Annotated in this window: 11 protein-coding genes; 5 read left to right on the top strand and 6 right to left on the bottom strand. The window is 42.2% G+C overall.

The features are described 5' to 3' along the window. Positions 1 to 167: 167 nt before the first annotated feature. Positions 168 to 1,067: a diaminopimelate dehydrogenase gene (locus I2I04_RS11825; protein WP_143257907.1), complete on the bottom strand. Its 900-nt coding sequence runs from the start codon at positions 1,065 to 1,067 to the stop codon at positions 168 to 170. A gap of 218 nt (positions 1,068 to 1,285) precedes the next feature. On the opposite strand from I2I04_RS11825, the gene ruvA reads away from it, so the two are divergent. Both ruvA and I2I04_RS11835 read left to right on the top strand, forming a co-directional pair. Further along, complete coding sequence (ruvA, locus tag I2I04_RS11830; protein ID WP_143257908.1) at positions 1,286 to 1,891, top strand: Holliday junction branch migration protein RuvA; 606 nt, start codon at positions 1,286 to 1,288, stop codon at positions 1,889 to 1,891. Position 1,892: 1 nt separating this feature from the next. Then, a complete protein-coding gene (locus tag I2I04_RS11835; protein ID WP_195655092.1) occupies positions 1,893 to 2,885 on the top strand; it encodes a DUF3843 family protein in 993 nt (330 codons plus the stop codon). A gap of 463 nt (positions 2,886 to 3,348) precedes the next feature. Here the strand turns inward: I2I04_RS11835 and I2I04_RS11840 are convergent, their stop codons facing one another. Beyond that, the gene (locus I2I04_RS11840; protein ID WP_143257910.1) at positions 3,349 to 4,185 is read right to left on the bottom strand and encodes a hypothetical protein; all 837 of its coding nucleotides are present in this window, start codon (positions 4,183 to 4,185) and stop codon (positions 3,349 to 3,351) included. A 163-nt stretch (positions 4,186 to 4,348) separates the two neighbouring features. On the opposite strand from I2I04_RS11840, the gene I2I04_RS11845 reads away from it, so the two are divergent. Next, entirely contained in the window at positions 4,349 to 5,782 is a 1,434-nt protein-coding gene (locus tag I2I04_RS11845; protein ID WP_008024730.1) for a CCA tRNA nucleotidyltransferase, read from the top strand. 204 nt (positions 5,783 to 5,986) lie between these two features. Here the strand turns inward: I2I04_RS11845 and I2I04_RS11850 are convergent, their stop codons facing one another. The 3 genes from I2I04_RS11850 to I2I04_RS11860 all read right to left on the bottom strand — a co-directional run bounded on the left by I2I04_RS11850 (position 5,987) and on the right by I2I04_RS11860 (position 11,048). Then, entirely contained in the window at positions 5,987 to 7,150 is a 1,164-nt protein-coding gene (locus I2I04_RS11850; RefSeq protein WP_195655093.1) for a M24 family metallopeptidase, read from the bottom strand. Positions 7,151 to 7,382: 232 nt separating this feature from the next. Continuing rightward, a complete protein-coding gene (gdhA, locus tag I2I04_RS11855; protein WP_008024724.1) occupies positions 7,383 to 8,720 on the bottom strand; it encodes an NADP-specific glutamate dehydrogenase in 1,338 nt (445 codons plus the stop codon). 216 nt (positions 8,721 to 8,936) lie between these two features. Continuing rightward, positions 8,937 to 11,048, bottom strand: coding sequence for a prolyl oligopeptidase family serine peptidase (locus I2I04_RS11860; RefSeq protein ID WP_195655094.1), 2,112 nt, complete (start codon positions 11,046 to 11,048; stop codon positions 8,937 to 8,939). Positions 11,049 to 11,219: 171 nt separating this feature from the next. Here I2I04_RS11860 and I2I04_RS11865 point away from each other — a divergent pair, with 171 nt between their 5' ends. After that, positions 11,220 to 14,186 carry a PEP/pyruvate-binding domain-containing protein gene (locus I2I04_RS11865; protein ID WP_195655095.1) on the top strand — a complete coding sequence of 989 codons (2,967 nt, stop codon included), beginning with the start codon at positions 11,220 to 11,222 and terminating at the stop codon, positions 14,184 to 14,186. 319 nt (positions 14,187 to 14,505) lie between these two features. Continuing rightward, positions 14,506 to 15,987, top strand: coding sequence for a PCMD domain-containing protein (locus I2I04_RS11870; RefSeq protein WP_128859321.1), 1,482 nt, complete (start codon positions 14,506 to 14,508; stop codon positions 15,985 to 15,987). A gap of 905 nt (positions 15,988 to 16,892) precedes the next feature. Here the strand turns inward: I2I04_RS11870 and I2I04_RS11875 are convergent. Continuing rightward, complete coding sequence (locus I2I04_RS11875; protein ID WP_195655096.1) at positions 16,893 to 17,675, bottom strand: porin family protein; 783 nt, start codon at positions 17,673 to 17,675, stop codon at positions 16,893 to 16,895. Positions 17,676 to 17,681: the final 6 nt, after the last annotated feature.

A 17,681-nucleotide genomic window follows, 5' to 3' on the forward strand; every position in this document is an offset into this window, starting at 1 on the left:
AAAGCATTTCCCCCCTTATTCTTTTTTTAGAATGATTTTTCCACTGTATTGCCCGGCTACTTGCTTGCGGAAATCAAGAAATTTTTGTAGTATGTTCATAAAGATAAAAAATAGAGAAAAGTGCATCACCTTTCTCTATTCAATTTTTATTTTATGTATAAAATATATTATACCAAATGTCCGATCCATTCTTCACGGTCGCCGGGGAGAAGGTCGATAACAGGAACTTCTACCATTGTGTAGCATCCCGGTTGTTGCTTCATCGAAGCACGTGCCACGCATACCAGCACTTGTGCTGTCAGTGCGGGGTTGTTAATACGCATATTAAATTCGAACAACTGATTCTGTGTTTTGCCGGATACACCTTTGCGGGTGAGATTCACACCATGACCCATATCCAATAGAGCGTCTACGCTCGGAACGAGTTTCACGTGCGTTTCATCATTCACGAAGTAAGGATCTGCTTTGATGGCAGCCGCTACCTCTTCGAATTTATATCCGTCTTTCAGTTCGATGTATACCATGCGGCGGTGGATTCCTGTGCCGGTAGGAATAGTCATGGAAAGAGCGGCTTTCACCCCGTCGATAGCTTTTACGGCTACTGTGTGTCCCATGCTCATACCCGGACCGAAGTTGGTGTAAGTGATTCCTTTCGGAGCAATCGCTTCCAGCAGGGTGCGTACGATAGAGTCGCTTCCCGGATCCCATCCGGCAGAGATGATCGATACGGCTTTATGTTCTTTGGCGGCAGCATCCAGTGTGCGGCGTAAGTCTACGATACCAGTGTGGATATCGAAACTGTCTACCGTATTAATTCCCATTGCCAGATATTCTTTTGCATATTTCTCAACGCTGCGGGTTGGCGTGCAAAGAATAGCTACGTCTACATCCCCCAACTCTTTTATGTCCTTTACTACTGCATAGTTTGCCAACTCTTCCGGTTTGTTCTCTGCTCCTGCACGACGAACGACTCCGGCTATTTCGAAATCAGGTGCCGCCTGAAGCGCTTCTAGTACATAATGCCCAATGTTACCATAACCAACGATGGCAGCTCTTACTTTTTTCATTCTTTTCTTGGTTTTAATGAACAAATTTCTTTCTTTTGCTTGCAAAAGTAAACAATTTACTACTAACTTTGGTTCATTCGCTTTAATATTTTATTTTTTTTCACTAGCAGGCAATACCGGTCCGCATGAAAGCAAATCAGGGTGTGATGTATTACATCGAAAAAACTCTGTGGCCTCTGTGTCCTCTGTGGTGAAATTGTTTTATCTTTGTCCCTGTTATGATAGAATATATTAGAGGCGAACTTGCCGAACTGAGTCCGGCAACCGCAGTGATTGACTGTAACGGGGTGGGATATGCCGCCAATATATCCTTGAATACCTATTCGGCTATTCAGGGAAAGAAAAACTGTAAGCTATATATTTACGAGGCGATTCGGGAAGACGCGTATGTGCTTTACGGATTTGCCGAGAAACAGGAACGGGAGATTTTCCTGTTATTGATTTCCGTTTCCGGAATCGGGGGGAATACGGCACGTATGATTCTCTCGGCGCTCTCACCTGCCGAACTGGTGAACGTAATCAGTACCGAAAACGCGAATCTGCTGAAAACGGTGAAAGGTATCGGGCTGAAGACTGCACAACGGGTGATTGTCGATCTGAAAGATAAGATAAAAACAATGGGAATGTCTGCTGCCGGTGGAGGTGCTTCCGCAGGTTTGTTGCTGCAACCTGCCAATGCGGAAGTGCAGGAAGAGGCAGTGTCTGCATTGACAATGCTTGGTTTCGCTGCCGCGCCTTCGCAGAAGGTGGTGTTGGCTATCTTGAAGGAAGAGCCGGATGCTCCGGTAGAAAAGGTTATCAAACTGGCTTTGAAACGTTTGTAGTATGAAACAACAGAAAATTTATATGAAGGCATGGCTGGATGCTCACGGTCGTGTAAAGGCGGTGGATACGGATGAGTGGTATCTGGATTTCGCTAATCAGCTGTTGCCATTGGTGACTGAATCGTATATATATGGTGGGAAAGACATGGAAGAAGACCAGAAACGAGTGGCTTTGACATGTGCTTTATACTTGGAAGACTGTGTGGCAGACGGAGGAAATTGGCGTCAATTTATTCACTGGCATCAGGAAAACTACGGACGTTACCTGCCTTTCTACGCTTTGACGGACGAATATCTGCCGGATGAAATCAACCGTGAAGATGTTGTTTTCCTTTTGTGGGCAATCAATTCACCGGTTGGTGATGATTTTGACGGAGTGGAGAACCCGATGGACGCAGATTTGCTGGAGTTTGCAGATGCGCTATACAACCGTTTGGATGCTGCGTTTGAATTGGCTCCTATCAGTGATTATCTTGCAACGGACTGGCTGATGGAAACGGAACTGATGCAAAAGAAGCGAATGCCTCTGCCGGTAGCTTTGCCGGGAGAAAAAATGCCTGCCAACGTAGAACGTTTCCTTGAAGCAAGCAAAGGTGAACCGCTTTTATACTTCGACTCTTACGATGCGCTGAAATTTTTCTTTGTGCAATCATTGAAGTGGGAGGATGAAGAAGATTCTCTGTTGCCTGATTTGAACGCGTTTGATAACTTCGTGGTTTTCGCCAATCCGAAAGGGTTGTTGATCGGTCCTGACGTGGCCGAATATTTTGTTGACAAACGCAACCCGCTTTACAATGCTGAACTAGCAGAAGAGGAAGCATACGAGCTGTTTTGTGAAGAAGGTTTGTGCCCGTTTGATTTGTTGAAATATGGAATGGAACATGATCTGTTGTCAGAAGCACAGTTCCCGTTTGAGAACGGAAAAGAGCTGTTGCAGGAAAACTGGGATTTTGTGGCTCGCTGGTTTTTGGGTGAATATTACGAAGGAGAATAAGAAGAACAAGAATAAGATATAACTACTGTTTATATAAGTGTTGTCTATGCCAATCAAAAAAAGTAACAATCCTTTCGTCGGAAAGACAAAGTCCGCAGCCGGTAAAAAGAAGACAACCGGAAAACGGGTCGGAAAATCAAAACAGGAAAAGGCTAATAATCAATTGAATAGAAGGGTAAAATAAGGATGTGGAGGCTACGCCGTTTTTGCTTGCCAGGCTACGCCGTTTAATGATGACAGACTACGCCTTTTCTCCATACCAGGAAACGCCTTTTCTCCTACGCAGAGAATAAAGAGACTCATTATACATTTGACGGGAATGGTTGTCGTTTATGAAAAATAACAACTATTCCCGTCAGTTTTATTGTTAACCGATAGCTTTTTCTGCTAAATAGCTTCTCTTTTGACGGTTATGAGTGTTACTGTGGATAGCTTTCTTTTTGCCAAATGGATTTCCTTTTTATTAGTCGGTAATTTTCTCCTGTGCCTTCCGTTCTTTTTTCTTATTGATAAATCCGATTTTCAGATTAGCTTCCTCTTGTTCTTTTTTAATCTGTTCCATCGCAGAGAGGATTTGCGCTAATTCATAAACATTTGCTGCGGCTTGCCGGTCGGTGGGACTCATCGTTGTTTTATAGGTACGGTCGCCTATATATTCCACACGGATATTTTTGTCTTTATTGAGATGTAGGAATTCGATTACATTTCCGTCTTCTCCCAGTTTGTAATCAGCTTTTTCTATTTTCTCGTTCATATCGGTTGTTTCGTAGCTGTCTTTGGAGCTTGGAGTTTCGGCAAAACTGCCGTCAGGAGCAATCACTTTCACTTTGTTGTGGTGGATATTGCCGGCACCGCAATAGATAGAGGTCATACTCATGATGCCTTGCTCGTTCACTTGGAAGCGGAGGTACGAACGGTGCATATTTTTCTCAATGGTCTGTGTAGGCCAGAGGTAGTTGCCTACTTGTTGATATTCGGCATCTTTTTCTAGTGTGAATTTGTCTTTGATGGCGTTGAATTCTTTCGTTTTTGCTTGAAAGGCGCTGTCCAGATAAGCAAGTGTTTTTTGCTGTGCCTTTGTTTCAACATCAAGCATCAGTGCCTGTCCCGCCTTACGTGCTTCGAACGCTTTGGGATACAAAATCTTGATACTGTCAATTTGCAACTTAGCTTCTTCATAGTCGCCACGTTCGTAGGCAGCCTTGGCAACCATCAGTTTTTCATTGGCTTTTTTCTCAAGGCCATTTCCGCAGGCAGCTAATGCCAGCGTACCACAAAAGAGGATAATCAGTTTTTTCATCACAAATTCTATTTACTAGTTTTATTATTTACATGAATAAGCAGTGTCCGTTTGCCATTCACTGTTCATCGTTCTGTTCTTCATTCACTTTATTAGCGGCAAAAATACAAATATATCCCTTATTTTTGTAATTTTGTCCCCTCAAAACTTATAACTAAAAAGAATGATAGAGTTGACTCAAGAGGAATTGAAGCAGCATTTTAGCGAACCCATCTTCGGACAGATAGCCGAAACGGCTGATGCGCTCGGCATGGAGTGTTACGTGGTAGGTGGTTACGTTCGTGATATTTTTCTGCAACGTCCCTCTAAAGATATAGATGTAGTAGTTGTAGGAAGTGGAATTGCAATGGCAGAAGCCCTTGGAAAACGGTTGGGACGTGGTGCTCATGTTTCTGTTTTCAAGAATTTCGGAACAGCACAAGTAAAATACAGAGGTACGGAAGTAGAGTTTGTAGGTGCGCGTAAGGAGTCTTATCAACGGGATTCGCGCAAACCGATTGTTGAAGACGGTACGCTGGAAGACGATCAGAACCGTCGTGATTTCACGATCAATGCTCTTGCCGTATGTCTCAATAAAGCACGTTTTGGCGAACTGGTGGATCCCTTCGGAGGCATGGAGGATATGAAGGAAAAGACAATCCGTACTCCGCTCGACCCGGATATCACTTTCAGTGATGATCCTTTGCGCATGATGCGTTGCATCCGTTTTGCTACGCAGCTGGGCTTTTACATTGACGATGATACTTTTGAATCGCTTTGCCGGAATAAAGAACGGATTGAAATCATCTCCCGTGAACGTATTGCGGACGAATTGAATAAGATTATTCTTTCTCCGATTCCCTCAAAAGGTTTTATTGATTTGGAACGTAGCGGTTTGCTGCCGTTGATTTTTCCGGAATTTGCTGCCTTGCAGGGTGTGGAAACCCGGAACGGACGTTCGCATAAGGATAATTTTTATCATACATTGGAAGTGCTGGATAATATCAGCAAGAAGACTGATAACCTTTGGTTACGCTGGGCTGCTTTGCTGCATGACATTGCCAAGCCTGTCACGAAACGTTGGGAACCTAAAGCGGGATGGACGTTCCATAATCATAACTTTATCGGTGAAAAGATGATTCCGAATATCTTCCGCAAGATGAAGTTGCCGATGAATGAGAAGATGAAGTACGTGCAGAAGCTGGTCAGCCTGCACATGCGTCCGATTGTTATCGCGGATGATGTGGTGACAGACTCGGCTGTACGTCGTTTGCTTTTTGAGGCGGGAGATGATATTGATGACTTGATGATGCTCTGTGAAGCGGATATTACTTCCAAGAATATGGAACGTAAGCAGCGTTTCCTGAATAACTTCCAGTTGGTTCGACAAAAACTGAAGGATTTGGAGGAGAAAGACCGTGTCCGTAATTTTCAGCCACCCGTGAGTGGAGAAGAAATTATGGAGATTTTCGGTTTGGAACCTTGTCGTGAAGTCGGTGTTCTGAAAAGTGCTATAAAGGATGCTATCCTGGATGGAGTGATTCCGAACGAATATGAGGCAGCTCATGCTTTCATGCTGGAGCGGGCTAAGAAGATGGGGCTGACACCGGTGCGCTGATATAGGGTGGATCAAAAAAACTTCCGTAAATATTCTCAACTGTACTTATCCTTATGAGAAAAAATACTCATAGTAACGAGAAAAAATACTCATTACTATGAGAATTTTTTCTCATTGCAATGAGTATATACCCTTGTCAGAATAGGCTGAAACAGTTCATAAGCGTACCGAAACGAGCTGGTTTTAATCTAAAACCGCACTTGTTCAACTTAATTCAATGATTTCTTCATTGCAGTTCGTCAGTTTTTCTATTCCTTCGTTGGTTACCACCCAAGAGTTTTCAATACCTACCGGACCTACACCCGGAATAACGATTTTCGGTTCGAGGGCAAAGACCATGCCCGATTCTAATGGTTGTTTCATGCGGGGAGCCAATACCGGAGCTTCATTAATTTCGAGTCCGATACCGTGGCCGATAAACTTGGCTTGTTGTCCTGTTCCCATGAATTTGTCGGCAAATCCGGCTTCTTTGGCTATTTCGGCAGCTGTGTCATAGAGCACTTCACAAGCAATGCCCGGTTTGGCAATGGAAGCAATTTTTTCCTGAATATCCAAACAAACCTGGTGGGCGGTGTAAGCCTCTTCTGGCAGTTTGCCTATTGAGAATACACGGCTCATGTCGTTCATGTAGCCGTTGAAGTTGCCTCCTAAGTCCACCATAACGCTCTGACCTTCCTTTAGCGGAGTTTTATTCGCTCCTCCCGGCAAAGCAGGATCAAGTCCCTGTCCACCTAAAGCAAAATCATAAGGAGAGGGGTATCCGGCGTTCTCTCCGGTCAGTACGCTACCCATGAATATTTCCATGCTGCGTCCGAATACCCGGAAAATTCCGAGGCAACCTTGCAAGCGCATCAGGCGCTCTATTTCAATGGAAAATTCGATGTCTGTCATACCGGGGCGATATACGCTTGGAATCTGCTCGTATGCCTTGGCGTGGGCAATGCCCGAACGGCGGAACATCTCAATTTCTACAGGTGTTTTCACGCTGCGTGCCTGGCGGATCAACGGGGTGCCATTTACAACTTCTACTTCCGGAAACAGGTTGGCCAGACGGCAATATTCCGTATAAGGGAGCTCGTCACCTTCTAACATCAGTTTGGTTGGCATCGGCAATCCTTGTTCTTTCAACAGGTCAAGGATTTGTTCCGGTTTGCGAATCGAGAACGAATGTTCTCCTGTGATATTATTAGGGCGTTTGAAAAACAATAGTGCAGGCGAATGAAGAGGGAGGTAAAGATAGCCACTGACTACACAGCCATACGTGTAAATTAAATTTGCATTACAAGTGATAAGTGCGGCGTCGATGCCCTGTGACACCATCAGACTGCGAATCTTGTCACGGCGAAATTTCAATTCGGGTTGTAGCATTTTTTATTTATTACATGATTATTAATTACAAAACTATCAATGGTAAATTATTAGTTGTGAGTTATTTATCTGATATAACAAATTCACAAACCATTATTTAACCTATCATGCCACAAAGATAATTAATTCCAGCGAAAATAATGTTAATCTCAAAAAAATAGCGCCACCCGCGTCCTGTCACAGGAGGCGAGCAGCGCAAACCACAAATACAAATACAACTAAACAAAGTCTTCTAAATAACGCCTTGTCCCATCATTGCGTGAGCTACTTTCATAAATCCGGCAATGTTGGCACCCTTCACATAATTAATGTATCCGTCGGGTTCCGTGCCGTACTTCACGCATTGTGCATGGATGCCGTGCATGATTGCATGGAGCTTTTCGTCCACTTCGGCAGCACTCCAGCTTAGGTGCATTGCGTTTTGAGACATTTCCAGACCGGAAGTGGCAACACCGCCTGCGTTGACCGCTTTACCCGGAGCATACATTATCTTATGTTCGATGAAGAGATCGATTGCTTCGGGGGTACATCCCATGTTGGAAATTTCTCCGACGCAAAGTACGTCATTTTTTATGAGATTTTGGGCATCTTCTCCATTTAATTCATTTTGGGTAGCACAAGGAAGCGCGATGTCTGCTTTCACTTCCCACGGGCGCTTGCCTTCTACAAAGGTAGCATTCGGATATTGTTCTGCATAAGGTGCAACAATGTCATTACCCGAAGAACGAAGTTCGAGCATATAGTCTATCTTTTCACCGCTGATACCATCCGGATCGTAGATATATCCGTCCGGGCCGGAAATTGTAATCACCTTGGCACCCAGTTCGGTAGCTTTGGTAGCTGCTCCCCATGCAACGTTGCCGAAGCCAGAGATAGCGACTGTCTTACCTTTTATGTCAATACCTTTTGCTTGTAGCATCTGATTTACAAAATACAGACCACCGAAACCGGTAGCTTCCGGGCGAATCAACGAGCCTCCGAATTCTAATCCCTTACCGGTGAATGTACCTGTAAATTCGCGAGTCAGTTTCTTATACATGCCAAACATATAGCCCACTTCACGTCCGCCTACGCCGATATCACCGGCAGGTACATCCATATCCGGTCCGAGGTGACGCCATAGCTCCAGCATGAAGGCCTGACAGAAACGCATGATTTCGGCATCACTCTTACCGCGCGGAGAGAAATCGGAACCCCCTTTTCCACCACCCATAGGCAGCGTGGTCAGTGCATTTTTGAATGTCTGTTCGAAACCGAGGAATTTCAGAATGGAAAGATTGACGGAAGCATGAAAACGGATACCGCCTTTATAAGGGCCTATCGCATTATTGAATTGTACGCGATAACCGAGGTTGGTCTGTACCTCACCTTTATCATCCACCCACGTTACACGGAAAGTGAAGATACGGTCGGGTTCTACCAATCTTTCTATGATTTTAGCTTTTTCAAATTCAGGATGTTGATTGTATATATCTTCGATAGAAAGAAGAACTTCCTTCACTGCTTGAAGATATTCAGATTCACCGGGATGCTTAGCCTCCAAAGAGGACATGATTTTCTGGATGTTCATGATACTATATTTTAAAAGGTTAATTCTGATAAAATGTCAACTAATTCACTGCAAATATAGGAAAATTTTTCAAAGTTGCTTGTTTTAATGCAGATATTTTGATTAAATAATGATAAAATGTCAATTTCTTCTGCTGAAAAACACAAAGCCCCGCAGCCTGTAATGTAAAATACAGGTTACGGGGCTTCTATGTGTTTATAAATAGGAAGTGTCGCTTTAGAATTTTGGTTTCATTCCTAAATTATACATGATGAATCCGTAAATATCAGCTTGTTCTTCCAGTACTTTAGCCATTGGTTTGCCTGCGCCATGCCCGGCTTTACTGTCAATACGGATCAGTGTCGGATTGGTACCGTCGTTGTCAGCTTGCAGGGTAGCGGCAAACTTGAATGAGTGGGCAGGGACTACACGGTCGTCATGGTCGGCAGTAGTGACCAGTGTTGCCGGATATTTCGTGCCCGGTTTCAGGTTGTGCAGTGGAGAGTAGCCTTTGAGGTATTCAAACATCTCTTTGCTGTCTTCGCTTGTGCCGTAATCACTAGCCCAGTTCCAGCCGATAGTAAATTTATGATAGCGGAGCATATCCATCACACCTACCTGCGGGATCGCTACGCGGAACAGGTCAGGACGCTGTGTCATGCAGGCACCTACCAACAGACCACCGTTGGAACCTCCTACAATGGCGATTTTATCTTTATTCGTATATTTCTGGTCGATCAGATATTCGGCGGCAGAGATGAAATCGTCGAATACGTTCTGTTTCTGCATTTTAGTTCCGGCTACGTGCCAATCTTCACCGTATTCACTACCACCGCGCAGGTTTACTTGTGCGTAGATACCCCCATTTTCGAGGAATGGAATGCGTGTGGCGCTGAAGCCCGGGTTGAGGCTGATGCCGAAGCCGCCATATCCGTAGAGGAATACAGGGTTCTTGCCGTCTTTCTTCAAATCTTTCTTATAAGTAAGGAACATCGGAATTTTTACGCCGTCTTTGCTGGCGAAGAATACTTGTTCGGTCACAAAATCATCCGAGTTGAATTGTACTTTCGGGGCACGGTATAGTTCGTAGGTGTTCTGATCCATGTCGTATTTGTAGGTAGCACCCGGTATGGTGAATGAAGTGAATCCGAAGAAACATTCTTTGTCGTCTTTGTTGCCGCTAAAGCCTACGGAACCGAGTGACGGCAGTTGGATTTCCTGAATTTGTTTACCGTCGAGACCGTAAACGTATGCGTGGTTCGAGGCATCTTTGTCATAAGTAAGGAATAGTTTGCCACCGATCACTTCCGCATTTGAAAGAACAGCTTCCGATTCGGGTACGAGCTCTTTCCAGTCCTCCAATTTCGGACGGTTGATGTCAGCTACCATAATTCGGTTTTTCGATGCGCCGTAGTTGGTATAAATATAAATCTGGTCGCCGATAACTTCAATCGGATAATATTGGTAGTCGAGGTCTGTAGTCAGTTGGATGAAGGGTGAATTCGGCTTTTTCAGGTCCCGTATAAACAGGTTGTTACCTCTTCCGGCGCCGGATTCTGTCAGGAAGAGAATCCGTTCATCTTCACTGGTGCTTGATGTGTAGAAACGTTTCGGATAAGCAGGGTTCTGATAAATCAGTTTATCTTTTGACTGTGGCTCACCGATTTTGTGATAATAGATTTTGTGATTTTCATTCACGTTAGAGAACTCTTTTCCTTTGGTCGGCGCATCATAGGCACTGTAATAGAAACCGTCTCCCTGCCAGGCGGCACCGGTAAACTTGGCCCATTCGATGTGGTCTTCCAGCAGTTTTCCGCTTTCGGTATCCATTACATAAATTTCAGACCAGTCCGAACCGCTGCGTGAAATACTGTAAGCGGTGTACTTGCCGTCGTTTGAGAAATAAAGACCGGTCAGTGCCACTGTTCCGTCGTCCGAGAGCTTGTTCGGATCGAGGAAAACACGCGGTTCGCCGTCCAGTGAGTCCTGCACATAGAATACACTCTGGTTCTGCAGACCGTCATTTTTACTGAAATAATACTTCCCATGTTTTTTGATCGGGGCACTGATCTTCTCGTAATCGGCCAGTGTCGTCAATCGTTTCAGCAGGTTTTCGCGGAACGGAATCTGGCTAAGATACTCATTCGTTACTTTGTTTTGTGCTTCTACCCAGGCAGTAGTGGCTGCACTGGTGTCATTTTCCAACCATCTGTAAGGGTCGGGAACTTGTGTGCCGAAGTACACATCTACAGTGTCTACCTTTGCCGTCTCGGGGTAGACCAGCTTTTTTTGTTGGGGAGCGCATGACATCACCATGATTCCACTCATTAATAAAGTTACTTTTTTCATGTGAATAAAAAGTCTTTTTGAATAAACTTAAAGTTACAAATCTACAAAATAATAAGAGATAAACAAGTAAACTTTATAAAGAAGATGATGGAAAATGAGATTTAAAGAATTAACTTTGCAAAATGTGATTCTGCAAATAGACGATTTGAAATAAGAAAGGAGAATGACTTTATGCTTAGTAAATATAAATTAAACCAGCTTTACTTCAAAGATACACAGTTCGCCAACCTGATGACAAGGCGAATTTTTAACGTGTTGTTAATCGCCAACCCTTATGACGCTTTTATGCTGGAAGATGACGGGCGCATTGATGAGAAGATTTTCAATGAATACACCTCTTTATCTTTGCGTTATCCGCCTCGTTTCTCGCAGGTATCCACAGAGGAGGAAGCATTGGCGCAGTTGGAAAATATGTCGTTCGACCTGGTGATTTGTATGCCGAGCACAGGAGATAATGACAGTTTTGATATTGGTCGTCATATCAAAGAGAAATATGAGCATATTCCTATCGTCATTCTGACTCCTTTTAGCCATGGTATTACCAAACGGATTATCAATGAAGATTTAAGCGCGTTTGAATATGTGTTCTGTTGGTTAGGCAATACCGACCTGTTGGTGTCTATTATCAAATTGATAGAGGACAAGATGAACCTGGAACACGATGTGCAGGAAGTCGGTGTGCAGTTGATTCTTTTGGTGGAGGATGGCATTCGTTTCTATTCTTCTATTTTGCCGAATCTGTATAAGTTCGTGTTGAAGCAGAGTCAGGAGTTCTCTACTGAAGCCTTGAATGCTCACCAGCGTACGCTTCGTATGCGCGGGCGTCCTAAGATTGTACTGGCACGTACGTATCAGGAGGCAATGGAAATTTATCATAAGTATCAGAATAATATATTAGGAGTAATCACCGATGTCCGTTTCCCGAAAGTGGAGCGGGGGGAGAAAGACGGTCTGGCAGGTATCAAGCTGTGTGCCGAGATACGCAAGAACGATCCGTTTGTTCCGTTGATTATCCAGTCGTCCGAATCGGAAAATTCGTCTTATGCCGCTAAGTATGGTGCCAGCTTTATTGATAAGAACTCAAAAAAGATGGACGTTGATTTGCGTCGTATTGTCTCCGATAATTTTGGTTTTGGTGATTTTATATTCCGGAATCCGGATACCGGGGAAGAGATAGCCCGTGTCCGGAATCTGAAAGAATTGCAAAACATTCTTTTTGCCGTGCCTGCGGAGTCTTTCTTATATCATATCAGCCGGAATCACGTGTCGCGTTGGTTCTATTCTCGTGCCATGTTCCCGGTAGCCGAGTTTTTGAAACCGATTACCTGGAATAGTCTTCAAGATGTGGATGCTCACCGGAAAATCATCTTTGAGGCCATCGTGAAGTATCGTAAGATGAAGAACCAGGGAGTCGTGGCAGTGTTTAAGCGAGACCGTTTCGACCGTTATTCTAACTTTGCCCGTATCGGGGATGGTTCTTTAGGAGGAAAAGGGCGTGGACTGGCGTTTATTGATAATATGGTAAAGCGTCATCCGGAATTTGAAGAGTTTGAGAACGCACGTATTGCTATTCCTAAAACGGTGGTGCTTTGTACGGATGTGTTTGATGAATTTATGGACACTAATAATCTGTATCAGATTGCGCTGTCAGATGCGGATGATGCTACGATTCTGAAATATTTTCTGAAGGCAAAGTTGCCTGACCGCTTGGTGGAGGACTTCTTTACTTTCTTCGATGTAGTGAAATCTCCGATTGCCATCCGTTCCTCATCTTTGCTTGAAGATTCTCATTATCAGCCGTTTGCGGGAATCTATAACACATACATGATTCCTTATCTGGATGATCGGTATGAAATGTTGCGCATGCTTTCGGATGCCATCAAAGGGGTGTATGCATCAGTCTATTTCCGTGACAGCAAAGCGTATATGCAGGCTACTTCGAATGTGATCGATCAGGAAAAGATGGCTGTTATCTTGCAGGAGGTAGTTGGCAATCAATATGGCGACCGTTATTATCCGTCTATGTCGGGTGTGGCTCGTTCACTGAATTATTATCCTTTAGGAGATGAAAAAGCCGAAGAAGGAACGGTTAATCTGGCTTTGGGATTAGGGAAATATATTGTAGACGGTGGTATGACCCTTCGTTTTTCTCCCTATCATCCCAATCAGGTGTTGCAAACCAGTGAAATGGAAATCGCTCTGAAAGAGACCCAGACCCGTTTCTATGCTTTGGATTTAAAAAATGCCGGACATGATTTTTCTATTGACGATGGTTTCAATTTACTGAAACTCCATGTCAAAGAGGCGGAAAACGATGGTGCCCTGCGTTATATTGCCTCTACGTATGATCCGTACGATCAGATTATCCGAGATGGTCTGTATCCTGGGGGGCGCAAGGTGATTACTTTTGCCAATATCCTGCAACATGATGTTTTCCCGTTGGCTCGTATTCTGCAGTTGGTCTTGAAATATGGTGAACAGGAGATGCGCCGTCCGGTTGAAATTGAATTTGCAGCAACGTTAAGTCGCGAACATGATAAATCCGGAACCTTCTATCTGTTACAGATACGTCCTATCGTAGACAGTAAAGAAATGCTGGACGAAGATTTGAACGAGATACCGGATGAAGATGTGATTCTCCGCTCATATAATTCGTTGGGACACGGTATCATGAATGATATTTATGATGTGGTCTATGTAAAGACCGATAATTATAGTGCCTCCAACAATCAGGCAATTGCTTGGGAGATAGAAAAGATCAACCAACAGTTCCTGAATGAAGGAAAGAATTATGTATTGGTTGGTCCAGGACGTTGGGGAAGCAGTGATACATGGCTCGGTATTCCTGTGAAGTGGCCTCATATCTCGGCTGCCCGTGTGATTGTGGAAGCCGGACTGACCAATTATCGGGTGGATCCCAGTCAAGGGACACATTTCTTTCAGAATCTGACTTCGTTCGGGGTTGGATATTTCACTATCAATGCCTTTATGAATGATGGTGTGTATAATCAGGACTTCCTCAATGCGCAACCTGCGGTGGAAGAAACGAAATATCTTCGTCATGTCCGCTTTGAGAAACCGATGATGGTCAAGATGGATGGAAAGAAGAAGCAGGGTGTGGTTTTGATGCCTTTTTAAGTGGAACTCGCAATAATTTTATGTGAAACAAATTTTGGAAGTACTAGGAGGGGCGTTTTTTATGTGTTGGAATTGATAAGATTCTTTTTTCTGACCGTTGGTCTTTTTAACTAAATTAAAATATGACTTAAATCTTCCGTAGCGTACTGTATAGTGTGAATATTAACCTTAAAAAGTCTATATAGACAGGAAATATGGCCTTATGATCTTAAAAATAGGACATAAAATACAAAGAATTGACCTTGTGTAAATTATTATAAAGCTGTTACTTTGTACTCGTTTTTGTGATCAAATAGATTATTAATTAATTATGAAAATTATGAAGAAGAGTTTATTGTACTTGTTTATGCTTGTTTGTTCTGTTAGCATATTCATGAGTTGTAGTGATGATGACGATGAAGTGAAATATCCGATAGATACAGAATTGGCTGGAGGCTATGTTGGTAATCTGTCTGTGAATGTGGATGGTAATCAAATGGGAACTACTGAAAATCAAAAAATTACAATTTCACAGTCTAATAAGGGAACTAACCAAATTGCATTATCATTGAAGAATTTTACTTTTTTGGTAAATGTTGGTGATATTGAAGTTGATCCTTGCACTGTGAAAGCTATAGATGGTGGTTATGCTTTTGAAGGTCAACAGAATCTAGATTTGGTACAGCCACTTGGTAATTGCCCTGTTAGTATTTCTGGTACTGTGAAAGGTAGCAATATTAATATTGAAATAGGTGTAAAAGTTGGTGCTCCTTTAAATCAAAATGTAAAGGCTACTTTTGTTGGTCGTAAATTGACAGGTAGTGAAAGTTCGGAAGCTAAAATAACAAGTTTTATTATTGACGATGAGGCAGTAGTAGAACAACCAGTTATAAATGAAGAAGCTGGTACGATTGTTTTTGCTGTTAATGAGGAAGTAGAATCTTTAAAGTTTACTCCTATTATTGAAATATCTGAAGGAGCAACTATTACTCCGGCTTCCGGCGTAGCACAGGACTTCTCGAATAATAAGAAAGTGACTTATACTGTGACGGCGGAAGATGGCACCGTGAAAGTTTATACAGCTTTTGTGGAAGGTACTCGCAAGGTATTGAAATATTCTTTTGAAGATTGGAAGGAAGGTACTAAGAATGATGAACTGTTACCCAAAGATTTGTGGGCAGGAAGTGCTGCAGGAGCAGGTATTTTAGGTGGTACTTTGTTGAGAAAGGAAACTAGAGAGGATGGTACGTATGCGGCTAAACTGATAACTTTTGAATATCCAAATGAGCCAAATTCATTAGTTCCGAAGATTACTGCCGGTTCTATTTTTATTGGTAAATTTGATATGATGCCTGCTTTACAAGGTGATAGGTTGAGTTGTACTAAATTTGGTCTTGATGCAGAAACAGTTAGTTTAGGTGGAAAACCGCTTCGTTTTAAGGGTGTTTATAAATATGAATCAGGTTCTAATTATCTTGACGCTTCTAATTATGAAGATGTAAAACCGGTTGATATTAAAGATAAAGGACAGATTCAAGCCGTATTGTATAAAGTGCAAACAGGTGAGGATGGTAAAGAGATTGTATTGACAGGTCACGATGTGAACACTTCGGAATTAAGAGTTGCTGTTGCTAATATTATCGTTGAGGATATTAAAGAATATACTCCTTTTAACATTGAATTTGAATATTTACAAGAGTATGACCGAACCGCAAAATATAAATTTGCTATAATTTGCTCTTCAAGTAAAGATGGTGATTTATTTAAAGGTGCTGGTGGTAGTACTTTGATTGTGGATGAATTTGAAGTAATATGTGAATAAGATTATTATAATATAAGTTGGCATACATTTGATGTGTGTTTATTGTATAAACGAGGGTGTCTATGAGGATATCCTCGTTTTTCTGTAAAATCCTGTATATATATATCAAATAAATATTAAATAGATTTCCCTTACTGTTTTTGGACAGTGGGGAGTTTTTTTGTAGTGAGGGAGAATTATTGTTTGTTTATGACAATCATACCCAAAATGTCATTCAATATACGATACAGAAAAGGATTTGTTCACTATAGAATAACATCCGGATATAAAGTTTCAATGAATTTGAACTCAGCAAATACTACATAATGGAAAAATATCTATCATACTATCATTTATTTTTATATTAAGCTAACTGTCAATAAGATAAGTATGATAGATGATTTTTCAAACAGGTATCTATCATATTTTTGTCGCAAAAAACGGGTATCTATCATATCCATACTGCATCCGTTTTAGTGTAGTATTAGGGGAAACACCCATATGAAGCCACAATAATATCCACTTTATAGGATGATAACCTGTATTTGGCAGCTAAATAATCCATTGGAAACGGTAATCTTTTTATAGCCTACATATGTAGGCTGTACAGCCCGCAGCTGTAAACCGTACAGCCCACGTATGCAGGCTGTTTGTCACACAGATGTGGGCTATAAACTTATCGCTGTCAAAGTGGGATTATTAAGCCATACAAGTCGGATTTATATAGGTTTATTGCAACAAAAACAAGCCATCTTACGCCTGTTTGAACCTTATTGGGCTATTTTATTGATGAGAGATACTCGCTTTTTGGTGGTATAGAAACGCGGAAACGCTTACGATATTACCATAAATAAAAAACTACGAGAAGAATTCCCGTAGTTTTCTATTGACACAATATTCTGGATCGTTTAGTATGAAACAATATGCTAAAATGCATATCCAAATCCCACGTTCAAATAAATAGGATACATGGCAAATGAGATTGTATCAAAATCTTTTTTGAAAATATCATTCAGCCCCCACGTTAAGTCAGCGTATACATTTAGATGTTTAAATGCTCTCCATTCACCGCCTAGTTGTAGTCCCCATTGAAATTTTCGGAGATTTTCGGAGAAATCATAGGTAGCTATGCTTTCCCCAGAGAAAACAACTCGTGAACCAGTTTGGTCTGGGGTACGTAAATGGCCGTCGTATACATGTCCGGAGAATCCCCCTTCGATGAGGTATGATATGTATGGACCTGCAGACAATTTCCAACGCTTGCTTATCTTATAGTTAGCAACCACCGGAATTGTCAGATACGAATTTTTAACTTTGGTCTTTACTCCTCCTGTCCATAATCCTTGTAATTCTCCACCATTGGTGTTGATAATTTTCATACCGTAATTTTTTACGGTAGCTTCGGTGGTCATATTCTTATTTTCAAGTCGCACTCCTACAGTCATCCCCCATTTGGGATCGAACCACTTCGTCGCATTACCTTCAATTGAAATTGCGATTCCTGGTGCATAACTATCAATTTTACGGATTTCTTTTGGTAGAGGTAATGGTGAAGTTCCACCAATATTGAAACCGGCTTTTATACCATATTCCCATCCATGTAAATAAGACCAGATGATACCTTGGTTTCTTTCTTCCTGTGCTTGAGCTGTGAATATGCTTACAAATAGCAGCACAACTATGATATTGATTGATTGATATTTTTTCATTGTGTT

The sequence above is a fragment of the Bacteroides sp. 1001136B_160425_E2 genome, assembly GCF_015559655.1.
In the GTDB taxonomy this organism is placed as follows: domain Bacteria; phylum Bacteroidota; class Bacteroidia; order Bacteroidales; family Bacteroidaceae; genus Bacteroides; species Bacteroides luhongzhouii.

Coding starts and splice junctions, on each gene's coding strand:
- I2I04_RS11850 (WP_195655093.1), bottom strand. CDS start 7,150: ATGCTACAACCCGAATTGAAATTTCGCCGTGACAAGATTCGCAGTCTG.
- I2I04_RS11840 (WP_143257910.1), bottom strand. CDS start 4,185: ATGAAAAAACTGATTATCCTCTTTTGTGGTACGCTGGCATTAGCTGCC.
- ruvA (WP_143257908.1), top strand. CDS start 1,286: ATGATAGAATATATTAGAGGCGAACTTGCCGAACTGAGTCCGGCAACC.
- I2I04_RS11825 (WP_143257907.1), bottom strand. CDS start 1,067: ATGAAAAAAGTAAGAGCTGCCATCGTTGGTTATGGTAACATTGGGCAT.
- I2I04_RS11835 (WP_195655092.1), top strand. CDS start 1,893: ATGAAACAACAGAAAATTTATATGAAGGCATGGCTGGATGCTCACGGT.
- I2I04_RS11865 (WP_195655095.1), top strand. CDS start 11,220: ATGCTTAGTAAATATAAATTAAACCAGCTTTACTTCAAAGATACACAG.
- I2I04_RS11845 (WP_008024730.1), top strand. CDS start 4,349: ATGATAGAGTTGACTCAAGAGGAATTGAAGCAGCATTTTAGCGAACCC.
- I2I04_RS11875 (WP_195655096.1), bottom strand. CDS start 17,675: ATGAAAAAATATCAATCAATCAATATCATAGTTGTGCTGCTATTTGTA.
- I2I04_RS11870 (WP_128859321.1), top strand. CDS start 14,506: ATGAAGAAGAGTTTATTGTACTTGTTTATGCTTGTTTGTTCTGTTAGC.
- I2I04_RS11860 (WP_195655094.1), bottom strand. CDS start 11,048: ATGAAAAAAGTAACTTTATTAATGAGTGGAATCATGGTGATGTCATGC.
- gdhA (WP_008024724.1), bottom strand. CDS start 8,720: ATGAACATCCAGAAAATCATGTCCTCTTTGGAGGCTAAGCATCCCGGT.